We start from the raw sequence: 15,394 nt of genomic DNA, 5'->3' as shown, positions 1-15,394 counted from the left end.
AACGGCGTAGCTGTCATATTTTAAAAGGGTGGAGGCAATTAAATGAGCTATCAAGCTTTATATCGTGTTTGGCGACCACAACGTTTTGACGATGTGATTGGGCAGGAAACGATGACCCAAACGTTGAAAAACGCGATTATGACCCAACAAACGAGTCACGCTTATTTATTCACAGGACCACGCGGAACCGGGAAAACGTCGGCGGCTAAGATTTTTGCCAAGGCGATTAATTGTCATCATCAAAAAGATGGCGAACCGTGCAATCAATGTGCGACTTGTCAGGCGATTACGATGGGGACGTTGAACGACGTGATTGAAATTGATGCGGCTTCGAATAACGGGGTCGAAGAGATTCGTGATATTCGGGATAAAGCGAAATATGCGCCGACCCAAGCGGATTATAAAATTTACATCATTGATGAAGTCCACATGTTATCCACTGGTGCGTTTAACGCGTTATTGAAAACTTTGGAAGAACCACCCGCCAATGTCGTCTTTATTTTAGCGACGACTGAAGTTCACAAGGTACCAGCCACGATTATTTCGCGGACGCAACGGTTTAACTTTAGACGAATCACGGCAGCGGATTTATTCAAACGAATGGCCTACATCTTGGACCAAAAAGTGATGACCTATGATCCCGCAGCCTTAAAAGTGATTGCGAAAGCGGCTGAAGGCGGAATGCGGGATGCGCTCAGTATTCTCGATCAAGTGTTATCCTTTAGCGATAATCACGTGACCCTCGAAAACGCCTTAGACGTGACGGGGAGTTTAACCGAATCAATGTTGGCCGATTACGTGCAAACGATTCAAGATAGTGACACTAAACAAGCGTTGGCCTTATTGCAACAGATTTTGGCAGAAGGTAAAGATGCCCAACGGTTTATTGAAGATTTAATCGAATATAGTCGCGATTTGTTGTTGTATCAACAAGCACCCGAATTAGTTCTCGCAAACGAAATGGACTTGTTGGATGCGCATTTTAAAACGCTCAGTACGCAATTGCCAGCCGAACGATTATACGCGGTGATTGATGTGTTGAATGAAACGCAACAGCAACTGCGCTTTACCAACCATCCCGAAATTTATTTAGAAGTTGCAACGGTGCGTTTAACGCAACCCCAACCGGCGACTGCCAATCAGGTTCCAGCGCCGGCCACAACGGTTGCGTCGGCTGATTCAGCAGAAGTCAGCGCGTTACAAAAAGAATTAGCACAGTTACAAGCAACGGTTGCCCAACTAACGGCCAATGAACCGGCAGCACCAGTGCAACCTAAAGCCAAACCGGCTAAGAAAATCAGTAAAAAAATCAACCGCCAAGCGATTTATCCGGTGTTGGCGGACGCCACCCGTGCGAACTTAGAACAACTGAAAGAAGTTTGGCCGGATCTATTAAACATGTTAAACGTCACTAAACGCGCCGTGATGAAGGTTTCAGAACCCGTTGCAGCGAGTCAAGGTGGGGTCGTTGTGGCGTTCAACTACGCGATTTTATTTGAACGGGCGAACAATGATCAAGAATTATTAACGACGTTAGAAAGTGGTTTAAACCGCTTGACGGGTAATCCGTTTAAAGTCGTTTTAGTCCCGCATGATTCTTGGCCGGATATTCGACAAGAATATCTCCAAAATCATGACGTGACCAGCGATGGTGAATCAACACCGGCTGAAGCCGGCCAAGCACCAGCAGAACCACAAACAGCTGAAGTCGTCCAAAAAGCACAGGATTTATTTGGCGAAGCGGTTGTCGTTCAACCAGATTAATTAAAAATTGAAGGGAAGTTTTAATATGCGTGGAATGGGTAATATGCAAGGTATGATGAAACAAATGCAAAAGATGCAAAAGGAAATGGGCCAAACGCAAGAAGCATTAAATAGCACTGAATTTGTTGGTCAAGCCTCTGATGACATGGTCGTTGTAACGATGACGGGTGACAAGAAGATGAAGGATATCGCGATTAAGCCAGAAGCCATGGACCCTGAAGATCCCGATATGTTACAAGATTTAATCATCATGGCGGTCAATGAAGCCATGGGTAATATCGACCAACAAACCCAAGCAAAAATGGGTAAGTTTACTAAAGGTCTCCCACTCTAGCCTTAATAAGGAAGTGCACAGATGCAATATCCAGAACCAATTGCAAAGTTAATTGAAAGTTACATGAAATTACCGGGGATTGGCAGTAAAACAGCGACACGGCTCGCTTTTTATACGATTGACATGAATGAAGACGACGTGACTAATTTTGCCAAAAATCTAATTTCGGCGCGGCGTGATTTACATTATTGCAGCGTGTGTGGCAATATTACTGATGATGATCCGTGTGAAATTTGTCGCGATACAACGCGGAGTCAAGATATGATTCTGGTTGTCGAACAACCTAAAGACGTGATGTCGATGGAACGCATGAACGATTATCACGGACTTTATCACGTCTTACACGGGGTCTTATCGCCGATTGAAGGCAAGGGACCCGACGACATCAATATTGCGAATCTGATTAAACGACTTCAAAAAACACCAGCGAAAGAAGTAATCATTGCCACCAATGCGACCCCAGAAGGTGAAGCAACGGCGATGTACATTTCACGGCTGATTAAACCGGCTGGTATTAAAGTAACGCGCTTAGCCCATGGTTTAGCGGTCGGCAGTGATATTGAATACGCCGATGAAATGACGCTTTTAAAAGCGGTTGAAGGCCGACAAGAAATATAGAAACGGTGGGATTGGGATGTTTGGAAAGCGAAAACCAACGTTAAAAGAACAAGGCGATCAAGCACTCCTTGATTTGGTTTTTAAAGTCAAAGATCAATGGCAGTTGGCGCAAAAAACACAGGAAAACGTTCGTGGATTGGATCGAACTTTGGAAATGGAAAGCAAATTGCAACAGGCTAAATTTGAATTTCTATTCCGCCAAGCGCGCCGACGTAAAGTTGCGGGTGAAGTGGTCTCCAAAGAGGTCGCAAACCGGAATATTTTTAAATAAAGAAGTGCTCACACAAGCGGTTTGATCTTGAGCATAACCTAAAAATTGCCCGTATGATTTGAACTTTAATCATATGGGCAATTTTGTAGTTAGGCGGAAAGGTCTGCTTGAGTTAGCACGTTATTAGATAAGTGCGTTGAGTTGCGGAAGTTGTTGTAACTCAAAAGCACGTTAAGATCGAAGTGTCTGAAACTCACGGTAGCTTCAGAGCATTAGCCTAGTTTCGTGAATAAGTCCGGTCTATGGACTTGTCTATGAAACGTCGCTAAGCACAGGAATCAGTGGGCGTTGGCACGTTATGACCTGAGTGTTGATTCAAGTCGGTCAGGCTTTGAGCATTAATAGAAAATCCCTCAGTTATCTTGAGTTTAAGATAATTGAGGGATTTTTTAAGCCACAATAATATTCAATTGATGACTTGCCTTTACCTTGTGGGCACAATCAAGTAAAATATAGATAAGACTATTGATGAAGAAGGTTGTTTTGTGGCAGGTCAATTTATTACGTTTGAAGGTCCTGATGGGGCTGGCAAAACCAGTGTGTTAGAAGCCGTTGTACCGATTTTACGCGAAATGAGTTCGAAAGAAATTGTCGTCACGCGTGAACCGGGTGGCAATCCAATTTCAGAAAAGATTCGTCAAGTGATTTTAGACGTGGCCAATACAGCGATGGATGATCGGACGGAGGCTCTGTTATACGCAGCAGCGCGGCGGCAACACATCGTTGAAAAGATTCAACCGGCACTAGCAGCAGACCAAATTGTGATTTGTGATCGGTTTGTGGATAGCTCAATTGCCTATCAAGGTGCGGGCCGTTCGATTGGTGAAACGGCGGTTGCACAAATGAACCTATTCGCAACCGACGGGCTAACGCCAGATTTAACGTTGTATCTCGATGTACCTTCAGAAGTGGGAATTGCCCGCATTAAGCAACATCGCCAAACGCAATATGACCGGCTAGACCAAGAGAAGTTGGCCTTTCATCAGAAGGTCCGTCAAGCTTATTTAAAACTCGCACAGGCTGAGCCCAAACGGATTCAAACCATTGATGCGACGGCTTCATTTGAAGCGGTTGTGGCGCAATGCTTGACGGTTTTAAAACAACATTATCCGACGCTTTTTGAAGAATAATAGGAGGTATTATGATGAAATTATTACTCGCAATTGTGCAAGATAAAGATAGCAATCTATTAAGTAGTGAATTAATTGATGCCAATATTCGGGCCACTAAGTTATCAACAACGGGTGGTTTCTTGAAATCTGGCAATACCACTTTTATTGTTGGGATTGAAGATGAACGGGTCCCTGAAGCTTTAAAAATTATTGAAGAAACGTGCCAAGCACGGGAACAATTCATGACACCACCAGTCAACATGGACGCGACAATGGATAGCTCAATGTCATATCCAATCGAAGTTCAAGTGGGCGGCGCAACCGTCTTTGTGATGCCGATTGAACAGTTCCACCAATTCTAAGCGATGACGCAGTTAACCATTAATCAAATGCAACCGAAGTTAATCAGCCAACTGACCCAGGTCATTGCGCACGGCCAATTGGCACACGGTTATTTATTGGCGGGTGCACAGGGTGTTGGTAAAGTACAATTAGCACAATGGCTAGCGTTACGACTCTTTTGTCATGCGCTGACACCAGAGGGACAACCTTGTCGCCAATGTGCTGAATGTCAACGAATCATCACCGGTAATCACCCGGATGTGGTTGTGATTCAACCGGAAGGTCAAAGTATTAAAGTCGCTGATATTCGCTATCTTAAAAGTGAAGTCGCTAAAAGTGGGATGGAATCTAGTCAACGGATTTTTATCATTGAAGCGGCTGAAACCTTGACCGCCAGTGCCGCTAATAGCTTATTGAAGTTCTTAGAAGAGCCGGCACCCAACGTCTACGCCTTATTATGTACACAAAATAAAAATTTAATTCTACCGACCATTTTATCGCGATTACAAGTCATTGATTTACCGGCGTTACCGTTGGCGATGGTCAAAAAACAATTTGAAGCTGCGGGAATTTTACCAGCCACCGCGCAACTATTAGCGCATCTGACGAGTGATTTAGCCGAAGCACAAGAAATGTTAACAGATGATTGGTTAACACAAACCACGAGTAAATTAACGAATTGGGCGCAGAAAGTGGCCCAACAAGATTTAGAGAGTTTTGTTTTAGTCCAGACACAACTATTACCGTTGTTAGCCGATCGGCAACAACAAACGCGCGGGTTAACCTTAATCGGCTTATGGTTCCAAGATTTGTTGAATATACGCTACGGGTTAACGGACGAATTGTGCTTCGAATCGTCACAGCCACAACTACAGTCAATTAGTCAGAATATGACGGTAACCCAATTAGTGAGCCAAGTTCAGGCAGTTCTAGCGGCACAACGCGCGTTGACGCAAAATATTAGTTGTCAAAATGTTTTAGAAAGTCTAACGTTAAAGCTAATCGGATAATGGGGGATTGATTAGGAATGAAAAGTTATCAAGTCAGTTTTATAACGAACAATCAAATGGGGATTGTCGTTGCGGCGGCAAGTTATGCTGTTGGGGCCCAAGTGGTTGTTCAAACTGCGGAACATCAAGAAATTGCGACGATTAAACAGGAATTGACTGAAACGGAAAATAATAATAATCAAGCAACCATTATTCGTTCAGTGACCAAGACTGATTTAGAACGGCAACAGGCCAATCAAGCACTGGCTGAACCAGCGTTGCGCTTTGCCAAAAAAGCAATCGCTGATGCGCAATTAGAGATGAAATTAATTTCAACCTTCTATACGTTAGACCGGCATAAACTGATTTTTAATTTCACGGCGGCTAAGCGGGTTGATTTTCGCGAATTGGTCCGCGAACTGGCGCGCCAATTTAAAACTAGAATTGAACTACGCCAAGTCGGTGTCCGGGATGAAGCCAAGATATTAGGTGGCATTGGACCGTGCGGACGCCAATTATGTTGTCATACTTTTTTAGGTGATTTTATTCCAGTTTCGATTAAGATGGCTAAAAATCAAAGCTTATCGTTAAATCCGGTTAAGATTTCCGGGTTGTGTGGTCGGTTGATGTGTTGTTTACAATACGAAGATGAGACTTACGTGGCGTATAAAAAAGCCCTACCTGATATTGGCGCGCGGGTCCAAACCGCGGACGGGGTTGGTAAGGTCGTTGGCTTGAATTTATTGAGTCAGATGCTTAAGATTAGATTGGATAGTCATCAGGTCGCAACGGTCTACGCCGCGACTGAAGTACAAAAATTAGCTTAGTAGCCATTAATGGGAGGGTATCGACGTTGAGTAAAACCGATATATATGAACGCTTATTGACGATTGAACAACAGGCCAAGTTAACGTTTGATGGCATTACGGAAATGAAGGAAGTGCTCTCTCAAGTTCTTGAAGAGAATGTCGAATTAGAGATTGAGAATAAACACTTGCGCGAACATTTACAAGAATTGCAACCGACGACGGCCGCTGCTAAGGAAAGTACGCACGGCTTGTCCAAATCGAAGCAAAATCTACAGAATTTGTATGAAGAAGGTTTTCACATCTGTCCCTATTTTTACGGGTCACGACGCGAGAACAACGAACCATGCGCTTTTTGTAACGATGTGATTTATGGTGAACGAACGAGTGATTAATAGTGACAGGGCAAAAGACAGCACGTTTTTTGGCCTGTTTTTCTATTAGAACGTTGAAGGGATAACAAAATGCAAACACAATCGAGTTTTAAAACAACCACAACCGGTAAATTATACTTAGTGCCGACCCCGATTGGTAATTTAGGGGATATGACGTATCGGGCGGTTGAAACGTTGAAAGCTGTCCAATTGATTGCGGCTGAAGATACGCGCAATACGCAAAAATTATTGAATCATTTTGAAATTGAAACGAAACAAATTAGTTTCCATGAACACAATACGCAACAACGGATTGATGAGTTGCTTGTTAAATTGGAAAATGGCGATGATGTTGCCCAAGTCAGTGATGCGGGAATGCCATCTATTAGTGATCCGGGCCATGAGCTCGTTAAGGCCTGTATTGAGGCCAATATCGCGGTTGTGCCACTACCAGGCGCCAACGCCGGGTTAACCGGTTTAATCGCTTCTGGCGTGCTTCCACAGCCATTCACGTTCTTTGGTTTCTTGCCGCGTAAAGGGAAAGAGTTAACGGAAACCGTCACGCAATTAGCGTTAAAACCCGAAACCACGATTTTTTATGAAGCACCACACCGGTTGAAGAAGACGCTCCAAGCGTTAATCGTTGATTTTGAACCCGAGCGGCAAGTCACACTGTGTCGTGAAATCACCAAGAAGTTTGAAGAATTCATTCGCGGGACATTACAAGAAGTCCTCGATTGGGCAACCACAACTGAAGTACGGGGCGAATTTGTGATTATCGTTGCCGGTAATCCAGACCCACAAGCGATGACGGCCGTTCAAGAAACGGTGACTTTATCGTTAGCCGAACAAGTAGAAGCGCAGATTCAACAGGGAGCGAGTCCCAATATGGCGATCAAGACGGTTGCCAAAGCCAACGATTTAAAGAAGCAAGTCGTCTATAATGAATATCACGAATTAACAGAATAGAGGGTTCGAATGTCAGGCAAGCAATATTCAGAAACATATAAAATTCCGTATTTTGAAACGGATATTAAAGGCGAATTAACACTAGCGTCACTCGTTAATATTTTAATATTGGCATCGGAACATCAATTAATTAACTTAAACGTCGGTGAAGCGACGATGCACAGCTTGAACCTAGGTTGGGTCGTGACCCAATACCATCTCGATATTACCCGGATGCCGCGGGTTGATGAAACGGTTAAAATTGTAACGGAAGCGGAAAGTTATAATAAATATTTCTGTTATCGTAATTTCTGGCTTTACGATGAAGCGGGCAATCAATGTGTCGCCGTGCAAAGTATTTTTGTGATGATGTCCTATGAAACCCGTAAAATGGTGGCGGTGGTGCCTGCAATTATGGCGCCGTTTGAATCGACCGAAATGAAGGGCAGTAAACGATTCCCCCGGATTCAAAAAGTCGATCACGCTTTAGCAACGTCGAAAGCCTACCGAGTGCGCTATTTTGATATCGATGGTAATCAACACGTCAACAACGTCCATTATTTCGAATGGATGTTGGACGCGCTTGATTACGATTTCTTGATGGATCACCGAGTGGCGAGCGTTGATATTCGGTATGGCCATGAGATTCAATACGGTCAAATGACGCAAAGTTTAGTCCAACAGGTGACCGAAGAAGCAGCGATTACGACGCGGCATAAAGTGGCCGTTGACGATTTAAGCGCTGCTGAAGCGATGATTACGTGGCAACCACGTTAAAACACAAAAAAACTTATCCTGAAAATTCGGGATAAGTTTTTTTGTATTTTATGAGACCGCGTTACTGACAAAATTCGTTAAATCAGTGCCAGTTTTACCAGCGCTGAGGCCAACTTGTAGTTTGAGACGGGCTTTAGGACCGTTGAGACCTTGGCAGAAAGTGACGCCCATCTTCTTGAGTTGAATCCCACCGCCTTGATAATCGTAAACATCTTCAGCCACGCCGTTAAAACAGCGAGAAACTAAAACAACTGGTATGTTTTGATCCAGCAAGCGTTGGACCGCAGGTAAGGTAGCGGGTGGTAAATTACCGGCGCCGAGCGCTTCAATCACGATGCCTTTAGTTGTTGGTTGGTTAAGTCCATCGAATAAGGTAGCGTCCATACCAGCGTAAGCTTTTAATAGAAAGACGGGTTCAACTAAATGATCAATATCGCAGATTTCAGAACGAATTAGCTCTTGGAAAAAGTTGGCTGCGTGTTTGCTGACAAACCCTAATGGTCCAAAAGTGGGTGTTCTAAAAGTAGCGACGTTCGTAGTGTGTGTCTTGGTCACGTAACGGGCCGTGTGAATTTCATCGTTCATCACAACCAGCACCCCTTTATCGCGGGCATCATCGGAAGCGGCCGTCCAAACGGCGCTAATCAGATTATGTAGGCCGTCAGAACCGATTTCATTGGAAGAACGCATCGCACCAGTGACCACGACCGGAATTGAATTCGGTAAGGTTAAGTCTAAGAAATAGGCCGTTTCTTCTAGTGTATCGGTACCGTGAGTCACCACGATACCATCGATACCTTTAGCTTCGGCTTGTTGGATTCGTTTTTGGAGGGACAACATGACGGCTGGCGTAATGTGTGGTGACGGTAGATTCGCGAATTCTTCGCTGATGATAGTGAGTTGGTTATCAAATAATTTTTCGAAACCGGCCATTGGATTTTGACCAGTTGGGGCAACCGCGCCATCTTGATCAGCAGACATCGCGATTGTGCCACCAGTGTGTAATACGAGAATTTTTTTCATTAAAACCAGTCACCTTTCTGATTCGAACTTGCTTATTCTTTCAGTATAGCAAATATTGAATGTAAAAGAATGACGAGATGATGAGAATTAAGCCACTTCAATTGTGTCAAATTAAAAAACGTGGTACATTTAATCCGTTCTAAAAGATTCGGGGTAGGGACTAAAGCGTTAAGTGCTGATGGAACGGAATGTGAACGTCAGACGAAAAGCAGTAATGCTTGCGGTTTTGGTCCCGCATTCGCCGCAGTATTATTTGTGGCAACTCCAAAAAGGAGATGCTTTTTTTATGTTCAATAGTCAGACTTTAGGTGGCAAGCTAGACACCAGACGTGTTGTTTTACTAGCGATTTTAGTGGCTTTGCAACTGGTATTAGCCCGGTTTGCAATTCCACTAGTGATTTTCAGAATTAGTTTTGGCTTTATCGTGACCGCCTTAATGGGCTGGTGGTTTGGACCGTTATGGGCCGGATTAGCCGCCGTTGTTGGCGATTTAATCAATAGTCTAATGATCGGCGTGCCTGGTGGCTATTTTCCAGGGTTCACGTTATCGGCGTTTTTAGGCGCCTTTATCTACGGTTGTTATTTCTATCGACAAAAGATTACGTGGTTACGTGTGATTCTAGCGGTGTTGACCGTGGTGTTATTCGTTAATCTATTTCTCAATTCATGGTGGGTGGCGATCTTAAGTCACACACCAATCACATACCACCTAGGGGCGCGTGCAATCGGTGAAATTGTGACGTTAATCGTTCATCCGATTATATTGTATGCTGTCATGCATTTCGAACCAGTTGTCCGACTCAAAGAACGATTGTAAGTCACAAAATTTGTTTAAGATAACGTATCAGCCTTATCAATTAACTTTGGTGGGGCTTTTTTAATGGCGTAGTGGCCAGGCACGAGTCGATTTAATCCGCGATTTATGCTAAAATTACAAGGATTATAAGCAGAAGAAGGATGACACGATGAAGTTATTGGCAATGGATACCGCTAACCAAGCAGTGAGTGTGGCACTGTTAGAAGACCAACAAATATTAGGCGAAATGACGGTCAATATTCGCCAAACCCACAGTCAAACGTTGTTACCAATGATTGATCAATTATTAAAACAAACCAAGACGTCGATTGAAACTATTGATCGGTTTGTTGTGGCGCAAGGCCCTGGGTCTTACACTGGCTTGCGGATTGCGGTCACAACCGCTAAATCGTTAGCGTGGACGTTACAAAAAGAACTCGTTGGATTGTCCAGCTTAGCGTTATTGGCAGGCAATGTCACGGATCGGACCGATTTAATCGTGCCGTTGTTTGATGCGCGCCGCGAGAACGTCTTTGCCGGTGTTTACCAATGGCAACAGGGCAGACTCCAAAATGTGGTTACTGATCAACACGTGGCATTAAGCGATTTGTTGGCACAATTGGCATTATTAAAAGAACCGGTCTACTTCGTCGGTAATGATGTTGCGACGTTTAAAGCAATCATTCAAACGACTTTGGGGAGTCAGGCGCATTTTGTTGGTGCGAATCAGAATTTACCCCACGCCGCTGTTTTAGGCCAGTTAGGGTTAACCGCGACACCCGTCAGTGATATTCACGGATTTGGACCCCACTATTTACGAAAAACTGAAGCAGAAGTTAATTGGGCTAAGACCCATGTCGATCAAGGATCTCAAGCCTATGTGGAACAAGTTTAAAGTTTATTTACAACCACGAGTTTGGTTGAAACGGGAATTGCCGTATACCACGGAGCAAGTTGAAATCGATGCGCAATCCTTTTATTTAGCGCGGGCGGAACAAAGTGATATTCCAGCATTAATTGAGATTGAACGTGCCGTCTATGCGGGGAAAACCCCGTGGGACCGGTGGGCGTTTGCCAGTGAACTGAATAAACGGCGAACGTCAATTTATTTAGTGTTGTGTCAAGGCTCTGAAGTGGTCGCGTTTATTGGTGCCTGGTTTTCAGCGAATGAAGCGCACATCACCAACATTGCGGTTCGGCCGAGTTATCAACGGCGCGGGATTGGCCACTTCTTAGTGCATAAGATGGTGCAACTTGCGCGTGACTATCCAAGTCAAAAAATTACGTTAGAAGTGCGGGCTAGTAATGAAGGCGCCCAATCGGTCTATCAACGGATGGGTTTTAAGGTCGTCCGGACGCGGCGTAATTATTATATTCAAGAAAAAGAGGATGCATTCAGTATGTGTCGTTTATTAAGTCAGCAGGGGTAATTTAAAATGGCGGAAAAAAGAGAATTAATCTTAGCATTTGAATCGAGTTGTGATGAAACTAGTGTGGCAGTCATTGAAAATGGCCACCATATTTTAAGTAATATTATCGCAACGCAAATTAAGAGCCATCAACGTTTCGGGGGCGTGGTGCCAGAAGTGGCTAGTCGCCATCATGTGGAACAAATTACACGTTGTACGGAACAAGCGTTGGCTGAAGCAAACGTGACGTATAGTGATTTAACCGCGGTCGCCGTCACTTATGGCCCTGGTCTGGTGGGTGCGTTATTAATCGGCGTGACGGCCGCTAAGGCGATTGCTTATGCCCATCACTTACCATTGGTGCCAGTCAATCATATGGCGGGGCATATTTATGCAGCGCGCTTTGTCGCGCCACTGGCATACCCATTACTCGCGTTACTTGTTTCCGGTGGTCACACCGAATTAGTCTATATGCCCGCAGCTGGTGAATTCGAAATCATTGGGGATACACGGGATGATGCGGCCGGTGAAGCGTACGATAAAATTGGGCGGGTGTTAGGTGTGCCTTACCCAGCCGGCAAAGAAATTGACCGTCTCGCACATTTAGGCCAAGATACGTTTAATTTTCCACGCGCCATGCTTAAAGAACCCAATCTTGATTTTAGTTTCAGCGGGTTAAAGAGTGCCTTTATCAATACGGTGCATCACGCGGATCAAATTGGCGAACAACTGGACAAGGCGGATTTGGCAGCTAGTTTTCAAGCTAGTGTGATCGAAGTCTTGGTGACTAAAACGCTGAAGGCAGCTCAAAAATTGCAAGTCAAACAATTAGTCGTTGCCGGTGGTGTTGCGGCGAATCAAGGGTTACGTGAAGCATTAACCAGTGCGATTCAAGCCCAGATGCCCGAATTGCAATTAATCATGCCACCATTACGATTGTGCGGGGATAATGGCGCAATGATTGGGGCGGCTGCACACATTGCATTGCGCAAAGGCACGTTAGCCGATTTAACTTTAAATGCGATTCCGGGATTAGATTTTCCATACCAAGCAGAAGTATAAAAAGCTGATTATCCTGAACTATCAGGATAATCAGCTTTTTTTGAGTTGAACGGCAATTGATGTCTTTTGGCGCGCGTCGACGAAAATTATTTATTTAATTTTAGCGCATTAAGGGCAATCTTTTTTATTTTCAATTAATAAAATAACGGATGATTTTATTGAATAATCGGTGTATTGCTTAGGATTAGGGCTGTTTTTATTTTAAATAACAATTATTTGACAAAATTAAAGAAAGCGCTTATACTAAAAATATAGAAAATTGAAAACGCTTTTAAAACATTGCGTCCTTTCTATCAATTCAATATTAAAACTTAAGGGGTAATTTATTATGGCAGAAAAAACAATCATGTTATGTTGTGCAGCAGGAATGTCAACGAGTTTATTAGTGACAAAAATGCAAAAAGCAGCTGAAGAACAAGGAATTGACGTTGAAATCTTTGCAACTGGTGCTTCAGATGCAGACAATCAATTAGAATCTAAAACAATTGACTGCGTATTATTAGGACCTCAAGTCCGCTTTATGGAAGGTCAATTTAAAGAAAAATTGGCTCCTAAAGGGATTGGCGTTGAAGTTATTGATATGAAATCATACGGTATGATGGATGGCGCAACTGTCTTGAAACAAGGATTAGCTTTAATCAAATAATCTCAATTAACTGTGACCTCACACAGTTAATTAAATACTAAACTCAAAAATGGTTGATTCCAATGTTCGGAATCAACCATTTTTTGGTTCGTGCTTTTTTAGTCAGATAAACCTTCAAGTGCGAGGGCTTGTTCTTCCCATTCGGATTCAGTTTGGGCTAATTGGGCTTGAACCGTTTCGAGTTTTTGTTGTAATTCTTGGAGGACTAAGGGTTTAATGATCGTCTCACTTTGGGCCATTTCTTCTTGGATTGCAGTGGCTTGTTGTTCCAAATCGGCCATCTGATTTTCAAGCTGTTCCACTAAACGCGCTAATTTGCGTTGGGCGCGTTGGGTTTCTTTGCTAGCTTTGTAACCATCTTGTGCAGTGACGATTGTTTGAGTGGTGGCCATTGGCGCATCAGCAGCAGCGAACGCTTCTTCCTCCGCTTTTTTGGCTAGATAATAATCGTAATCGCCCAAATAACGTTTACTGCCGGTATCGGATAATTCAATAATACCGGTCGCGACTTGGTTGATAAAATAGCGGTCATGGGAAACGAATAGGACGGTACCGTTAAAGTCACGCAAGGCCGTTTCAAGGACTTCCTTACTATCGATATCTAAATGGTTAGTCGGTTCATCCATGATCAGGAAGTTATCGTGATTCAGCGCCAATTTAGTCAACAGTAGGCGGGCTTTTTCGCCACCGCTTAATTGTGAAACGACTTTTAAGACATCGTCGCCACTGAAGAGGAAACTACCGAGTAACGTCCGAATTTCTTTTTCGGGGGTGGTCCGGTGATCGTCCCACAATTCTTCTAAGACGGTTTTGTTAGCGTGCAGGTTCCGTTGTTCTTGGTCGTAATAACCGACCGACACGTTACTGCCTAATTTTTCTTGACCTTTGATAAATGGAATTTTGTGGAGCACACTTTTGAGAAGGGTTGATTTACCAATCCCATTGGGGCCGATAATTGCTAGTCGTTCTTGGCGATTGACTTCGAAATTAATCGGTTCAACCATAATTTTATCGGGTTGATAGCCAACCGCAGCCTCGGTGACTTTTAAAACTTCATTACCACTCGGTTGGTCGGTTTCAAAATGGAAATGGATTTTAGCGGCATCATTTTGCGGCCGATCCAGCTTATCCATTTTTTCGAGTTGTTTACGCCGACTTTGGGCTTGTTTAGTCGAGCTGGCGCGGACAATATTTTTATCGACGAACGTTTGTAATTTTTCAATTTCGGCTTGTTGTTTTTCGAAGGCCTTCCATTCTAACGTCAGGTTATCGGCTTTTAGGGTTAAAAAATGACTGTAATTGCCGGTGTAATGCGTTAATGTATGGCGGCTCATATCATAAACTTCCTTGGTAATTTTATCGAGGAAGTAACGGTCATGTGAAACCGTTAGTAAGGCGCCGGGGTAAGTTTGCAGATAATTTTCTAACCAAGTTAAGGTTTCGATATCCAAATGGTTGGTGGGTTCGTCTAAAATTAAAACGTCTTTTTTAGCTAATAATAATTTAGCGAGGGCTAAACGCGATCGTTCGCCACCAGAAAGCGTGCTGATTGGTTTTTCGAATGTTTCTTCGGGAAATTGGAAACCGTGGAGCACACCACGAATCTCGGCTTCGTAACCGTAACCGTTAGCTTCTGTGAAATCATGTTGAATTTGATCGTAGCGTTTTAATAAATCTGCGTAGTCAGCATTTGCATGGTCAGTGCTCGAATCAGCAATGGCTGATTCAAGCGCGTGCATTTGTTGTTCCATTTTGCGTAATGGTTCAAAGATGGTTAGCATTTCAGCGTAAATGGTTCGTTCTGAACTGAGGCCGCTGTCTTGGGCTAAGTAGCCGACTTGGACGTTTTTACCCAGAATGATTTGGCCGTCATCGGGCGTGGTGATGCCGGCAATCATTTTGAGCAATGTTGATTTACCAGCACCGTTGGGGCCGACTAAAGCGACCCGAGCGTGGTCTTGGACTTCTAATTGAGCATTTTTAAATAAGTAATCGCCACCGAAATGGCGCGCAACTTGTTGAACTTGCAGTAATATCACGATAAAAATTCCTTTCGTATAGTGGTTTAAGAAGCTTAAATTTAAGAAATTAGTGGGGCAACTTTACTTATCATAACAGATTTA

At 43.7% G+C, this 15,394-nt stretch carries 18 protein-coding genes and 1 riboswitch; of the genes, 16 read left to right on the top strand and 2 right to left on the bottom strand.

Annotation, left to right across the window (positions count from 1 at the left end):
* The first annotated feature begins 42 nt into the window (after positions 1-42).
* The 11 genes from dnaX to ACVPPQ_RS02680 all read left to right on the top strand — a co-directional run bounded on the left by dnaX (position 43) and on the right by ACVPPQ_RS02680 (position 8,335).
* Complete coding sequence (gene dnaX, locus ACVPPQ_RS02730; protein ID WP_463495549.1) at positions 43-1,764, top strand: DNA polymerase III subunit gamma/tau; 1,722 nt, start codon at positions 43-45, stop codon at positions 1,762-1,764.
* Between the two features lie 25 nt (positions 1,765-1,789).
* The gene (locus tag ACVPPQ_RS02725; protein ID WP_254680676.1) at positions 1,790-2,098 is read left to right on the top strand and encodes a YbaB/EbfC family nucleoid-associated protein; all 309 of its coding nucleotides are present in this window, start codon (positions 1,790-1,792) and stop codon (positions 2,096-2,098) included.
* Positions 2,099-2,119: 21 nt separating this feature from the next.
* Complete coding sequence (gene recR / locus ACVPPQ_RS02720; RefSeq protein WP_463495547.1) at positions 2,120-2,716, top strand: recombination mediator RecR; 597 nt, start codon at positions 2,120-2,122, stop codon at positions 2,714-2,716.
* A gap of 16 nt (positions 2,717-2,732) precedes the next feature.
* Positions 2,733-2,987 carry a YaaL family protein gene (locus tag ACVPPQ_RS02715; RefSeq protein WP_463495545.1) on the top strand — a complete coding sequence of 85 codons (255 nt, stop codon included), beginning with the start codon at positions 2,733-2,735 and terminating at the stop codon, positions 2,985-2,987.
* 485 nt (positions 2,988-3,472) lie between these two features.
* Complete coding sequence (gene tmk, locus ACVPPQ_RS02710) at positions 3,473-4,117, top strand: dTMP kinase (protein WP_463495543.1); 645 nt, start codon at positions 3,473-3,475, stop codon at positions 4,115-4,117.
* 14 nt (positions 4,118-4,131) lie between these two features.
* The gene (locus tag ACVPPQ_RS02705) at positions 4,132-4,461 is read left to right on the top strand and encodes a cyclic-di-AMP receptor (RefSeq protein ID WP_463495541.1); all 330 of its coding nucleotides are present in this window, start codon (positions 4,132-4,134) and stop codon (positions 4,459-4,461) included.
* 3 nt (positions 4,462-4,464) lie between these two features.
* Positions 4,465-5,451 (top strand): DNA polymerase III subunit delta', encoded by a 987-nt coding sequence (gene holB, locus ACVPPQ_RS02700; RefSeq protein WP_463495540.1) that lies wholly within the window; start codon positions 4,465-4,467, stop codon positions 5,449-5,451.
* Positions 5,452-5,468: 17 nt separating this feature from the next.
* Positions 5,469-6,257 (top strand): PSP1 domain-containing protein, encoded by a 789-nt coding sequence (locus ACVPPQ_RS02695; RefSeq protein WP_463495538.1) that lies wholly within the window; start codon positions 5,469-5,471, stop codon positions 6,255-6,257.
* A gap of 26 nt (positions 6,258-6,283) precedes the next feature.
* Positions 6,284-6,631, top strand: coding sequence for a DNA replication initiation control protein YabA (locus tag ACVPPQ_RS02690; RefSeq protein ID WP_463495536.1), 348 nt, complete (start codon positions 6,284-6,286; stop codon positions 6,629-6,631).
* A gap of 69 nt (positions 6,632-6,700) precedes the next feature.
* Positions 6,701-7,579 (top strand): 16S rRNA (cytidine(1402)-2'-O)-methyltransferase, encoded by an 879-nt coding sequence (rsmI, locus tag ACVPPQ_RS02685; protein ID WP_463495534.1) that lies wholly within the window; start codon positions 6,701-6,703, stop codon positions 7,577-7,579.
* A gap of 9 nt (positions 7,580-7,588) precedes the next feature.
* Complete coding sequence (locus ACVPPQ_RS02680) at positions 7,589-8,335, top strand: acyl-[acyl-carrier-protein] thioesterase (protein ID WP_463495532.1); 747 nt, start codon at positions 7,589-7,591, stop codon at positions 8,333-8,335.
* A gap of 48 nt (positions 8,336-8,383) precedes the next feature.
* On the opposite strand, the gene ACVPPQ_RS02675 is transcribed toward ACVPPQ_RS02680, so the two are convergent.
* Entirely contained in the window at positions 8,384-9,358 is a 975-nt protein-coding gene (locus tag ACVPPQ_RS02675) for an asparaginase (protein WP_463495530.1), read from the bottom strand.
* Between the two features lie 147 nt (positions 9,359-9,505).
* Positions 9,506-9,604: riboswitch (THF riboswitch) on the top strand.
* A 40-nt stretch (positions 9,605-9,644) separates the two neighbouring features.
* Here ACVPPQ_RS02675 and ACVPPQ_RS02670 point away from each other — a divergent pair.
* The 5 genes from ACVPPQ_RS02670 (at position 9,645) to ACVPPQ_RS02650 (ending at position 13,271) form a co-directional block, all read left to right on the top strand.
* Positions 9,645-10,175 (top strand): folate family ECF transporter S component, encoded by a 531-nt coding sequence (locus ACVPPQ_RS02670; protein WP_025082735.1) that lies wholly within the window; start codon positions 9,645-9,647, stop codon positions 10,173-10,175.
* Positions 10,176-10,323: 148 nt separating this feature from the next.
* Positions 10,324-11,049: a tRNA (adenosine(37)-N6)-threonylcarbamoyltransferase complex dimerization subunit type 1 TsaB gene (tsaB, locus tag ACVPPQ_RS02665; RefSeq protein WP_463495528.1), complete on the top strand. Its 726-nt coding sequence runs from the start codon at positions 10,324-10,326 to the stop codon at positions 11,047-11,049.
* Positions 11,033-11,584 carry a ribosomal protein S18-alanine N-acetyltransferase gene (gene rimI, locus ACVPPQ_RS02660; RefSeq protein WP_025082737.1) on the top strand — a complete coding sequence of 184 codons (552 nt, stop codon included), beginning with the start codon at positions 11,033-11,035 and terminating at the stop codon, positions 11,582-11,584. Before tsaB ends, rimI begins: the two co-directional genes overlap by 17 nt.
* Positions 11,585-11,590: 6 nt before the next feature.
* On the top strand, positions 11,591-12,625 hold the full coding sequence (gene tsaD / locus ACVPPQ_RS02655) for a tRNA (adenosine(37)-N6)-threonylcarbamoyltransferase complex transferase subunit TsaD (protein WP_463495526.1): 1,035 nt from the start codon (positions 11,591-11,593) through the stop codon (positions 12,623-12,625).
* A gap of 328 nt (positions 12,626-12,953) precedes the next feature.
* Positions 12,954-13,271 (top strand): PTS sugar transporter subunit IIB, encoded by a 318-nt coding sequence (locus ACVPPQ_RS02650; RefSeq protein ID WP_463495525.1) that lies wholly within the window; start codon positions 12,954-12,956, stop codon positions 13,269-13,271.
* A gap of 98 nt (positions 13,272-13,369) precedes the next feature.
* Here ACVPPQ_RS02650 and ACVPPQ_RS02645 read toward each other — a convergent pair whose 3' ends face one another.
* A complete protein-coding gene (locus tag ACVPPQ_RS02645; protein ID WP_463495523.1) occupies positions 13,370-15,310 on the bottom strand; it encodes an ABC-F family ATP-binding cassette domain-containing protein in 1,941 nt (646 codons plus the stop codon).
* Between the last annotated feature and the right edge of the window lie 84 nt (positions 15,311-15,394).

The organism is Latilactobacillus parafuchuensis (genome assembly GCF_055271665.1).
This window is presented reverse-complemented; position numbering and strand designations above follow the sequence as displayed.

What these genes read in the sequence shown, in the direction of transcription:
- dnaX (WP_463495549.1), top strand. Translation starts at nt 43, where the DNA reads ATGAGCTATCAAGCTTTATATCGTGTTTGGCGACCACAACGTTTTGAC.
- ACVPPQ_RS02725 (WP_254680676.1), top strand. Translation starts at nt 1,790, where the DNA reads ATGCGTGGAATGGGTAATATGCAAGGTATGATGAAACAAATGCAAAAG.
- recR (WP_463495547.1), top strand. Translation starts at nt 2,120, where the DNA reads ATGCAATATCCAGAACCAATTGCAAAGTTAATTGAAAGTTACATGAAA.
- ACVPPQ_RS02715 (WP_463495545.1), top strand. Translation starts at nt 2,733, where the DNA reads ATGTTTGGAAAGCGAAAACCAACGTTAAAAGAACAAGGCGATCAAGCA.
- ACVPPQ_RS02705 (WP_463495541.1), top strand. Translation starts at nt 4,132, where the DNA reads ATGAAATTATTACTCGCAATTGTGCAAGATAAAGATAGCAATCTATTA.
- holB (WP_463495540.1), top strand. Translation starts at nt 4,465, where the DNA reads ATGACGCAGTTAACCATTAATCAAATGCAACCGAAGTTAATCAGCCAA.
- ACVPPQ_RS02695 (WP_463495538.1), top strand. Translation starts at nt 5,469, where the DNA reads ATGAAAAGTTATCAAGTCAGTTTTATAACGAACAATCAAATGGGGATT.
- rsmI (WP_463495534.1), top strand. Translation starts at nt 6,701, where the DNA reads ATGCAAACACAATCGAGTTTTAAAACAACCACAACCGGTAAATTATAC.
- ACVPPQ_RS02680 (WP_463495532.1), top strand. Translation starts at nt 7,589, where the DNA reads ATGTCAGGCAAGCAATATTCAGAAACATATAAAATTCCGTATTTTGAA.
- ACVPPQ_RS02675 (WP_463495530.1), bottom strand. Translation starts at nt 9,358, where the DNA reads ATGAAAAAAATTCTCGTATTACACACTGGTGGCACAATCGCGATGTCT.
- ACVPPQ_RS02670 (WP_025082735.1), top strand. Translation starts at nt 9,645, where the DNA reads ATGTTCAATAGTCAGACTTTAGGTGGCAAGCTAGACACCAGACGTGTT.
- tsaB (WP_463495528.1), top strand. Translation starts at nt 10,324, where the DNA reads ATGAAGTTATTGGCAATGGATACCGCTAACCAAGCAGTGAGTGTGGCA.
- rimI (WP_025082737.1), top strand. Translation starts at nt 11,033, where the DNA reads ATGTGGAACAAGTTTAAAGTTTATTTACAACCACGAGTTTGGTTGAAA.
- tsaD (WP_463495526.1), top strand. Translation starts at nt 11,591, where the DNA reads ATGGCGGAAAAAAGAGAATTAATCTTAGCATTTGAATCGAGTTGTGAT.
- ACVPPQ_RS02650 (WP_463495525.1), top strand. Translation starts at nt 12,954, where the DNA reads ATGGCAGAAAAAACAATCATGTTATGTTGTGCAGCAGGAATGTCAACG.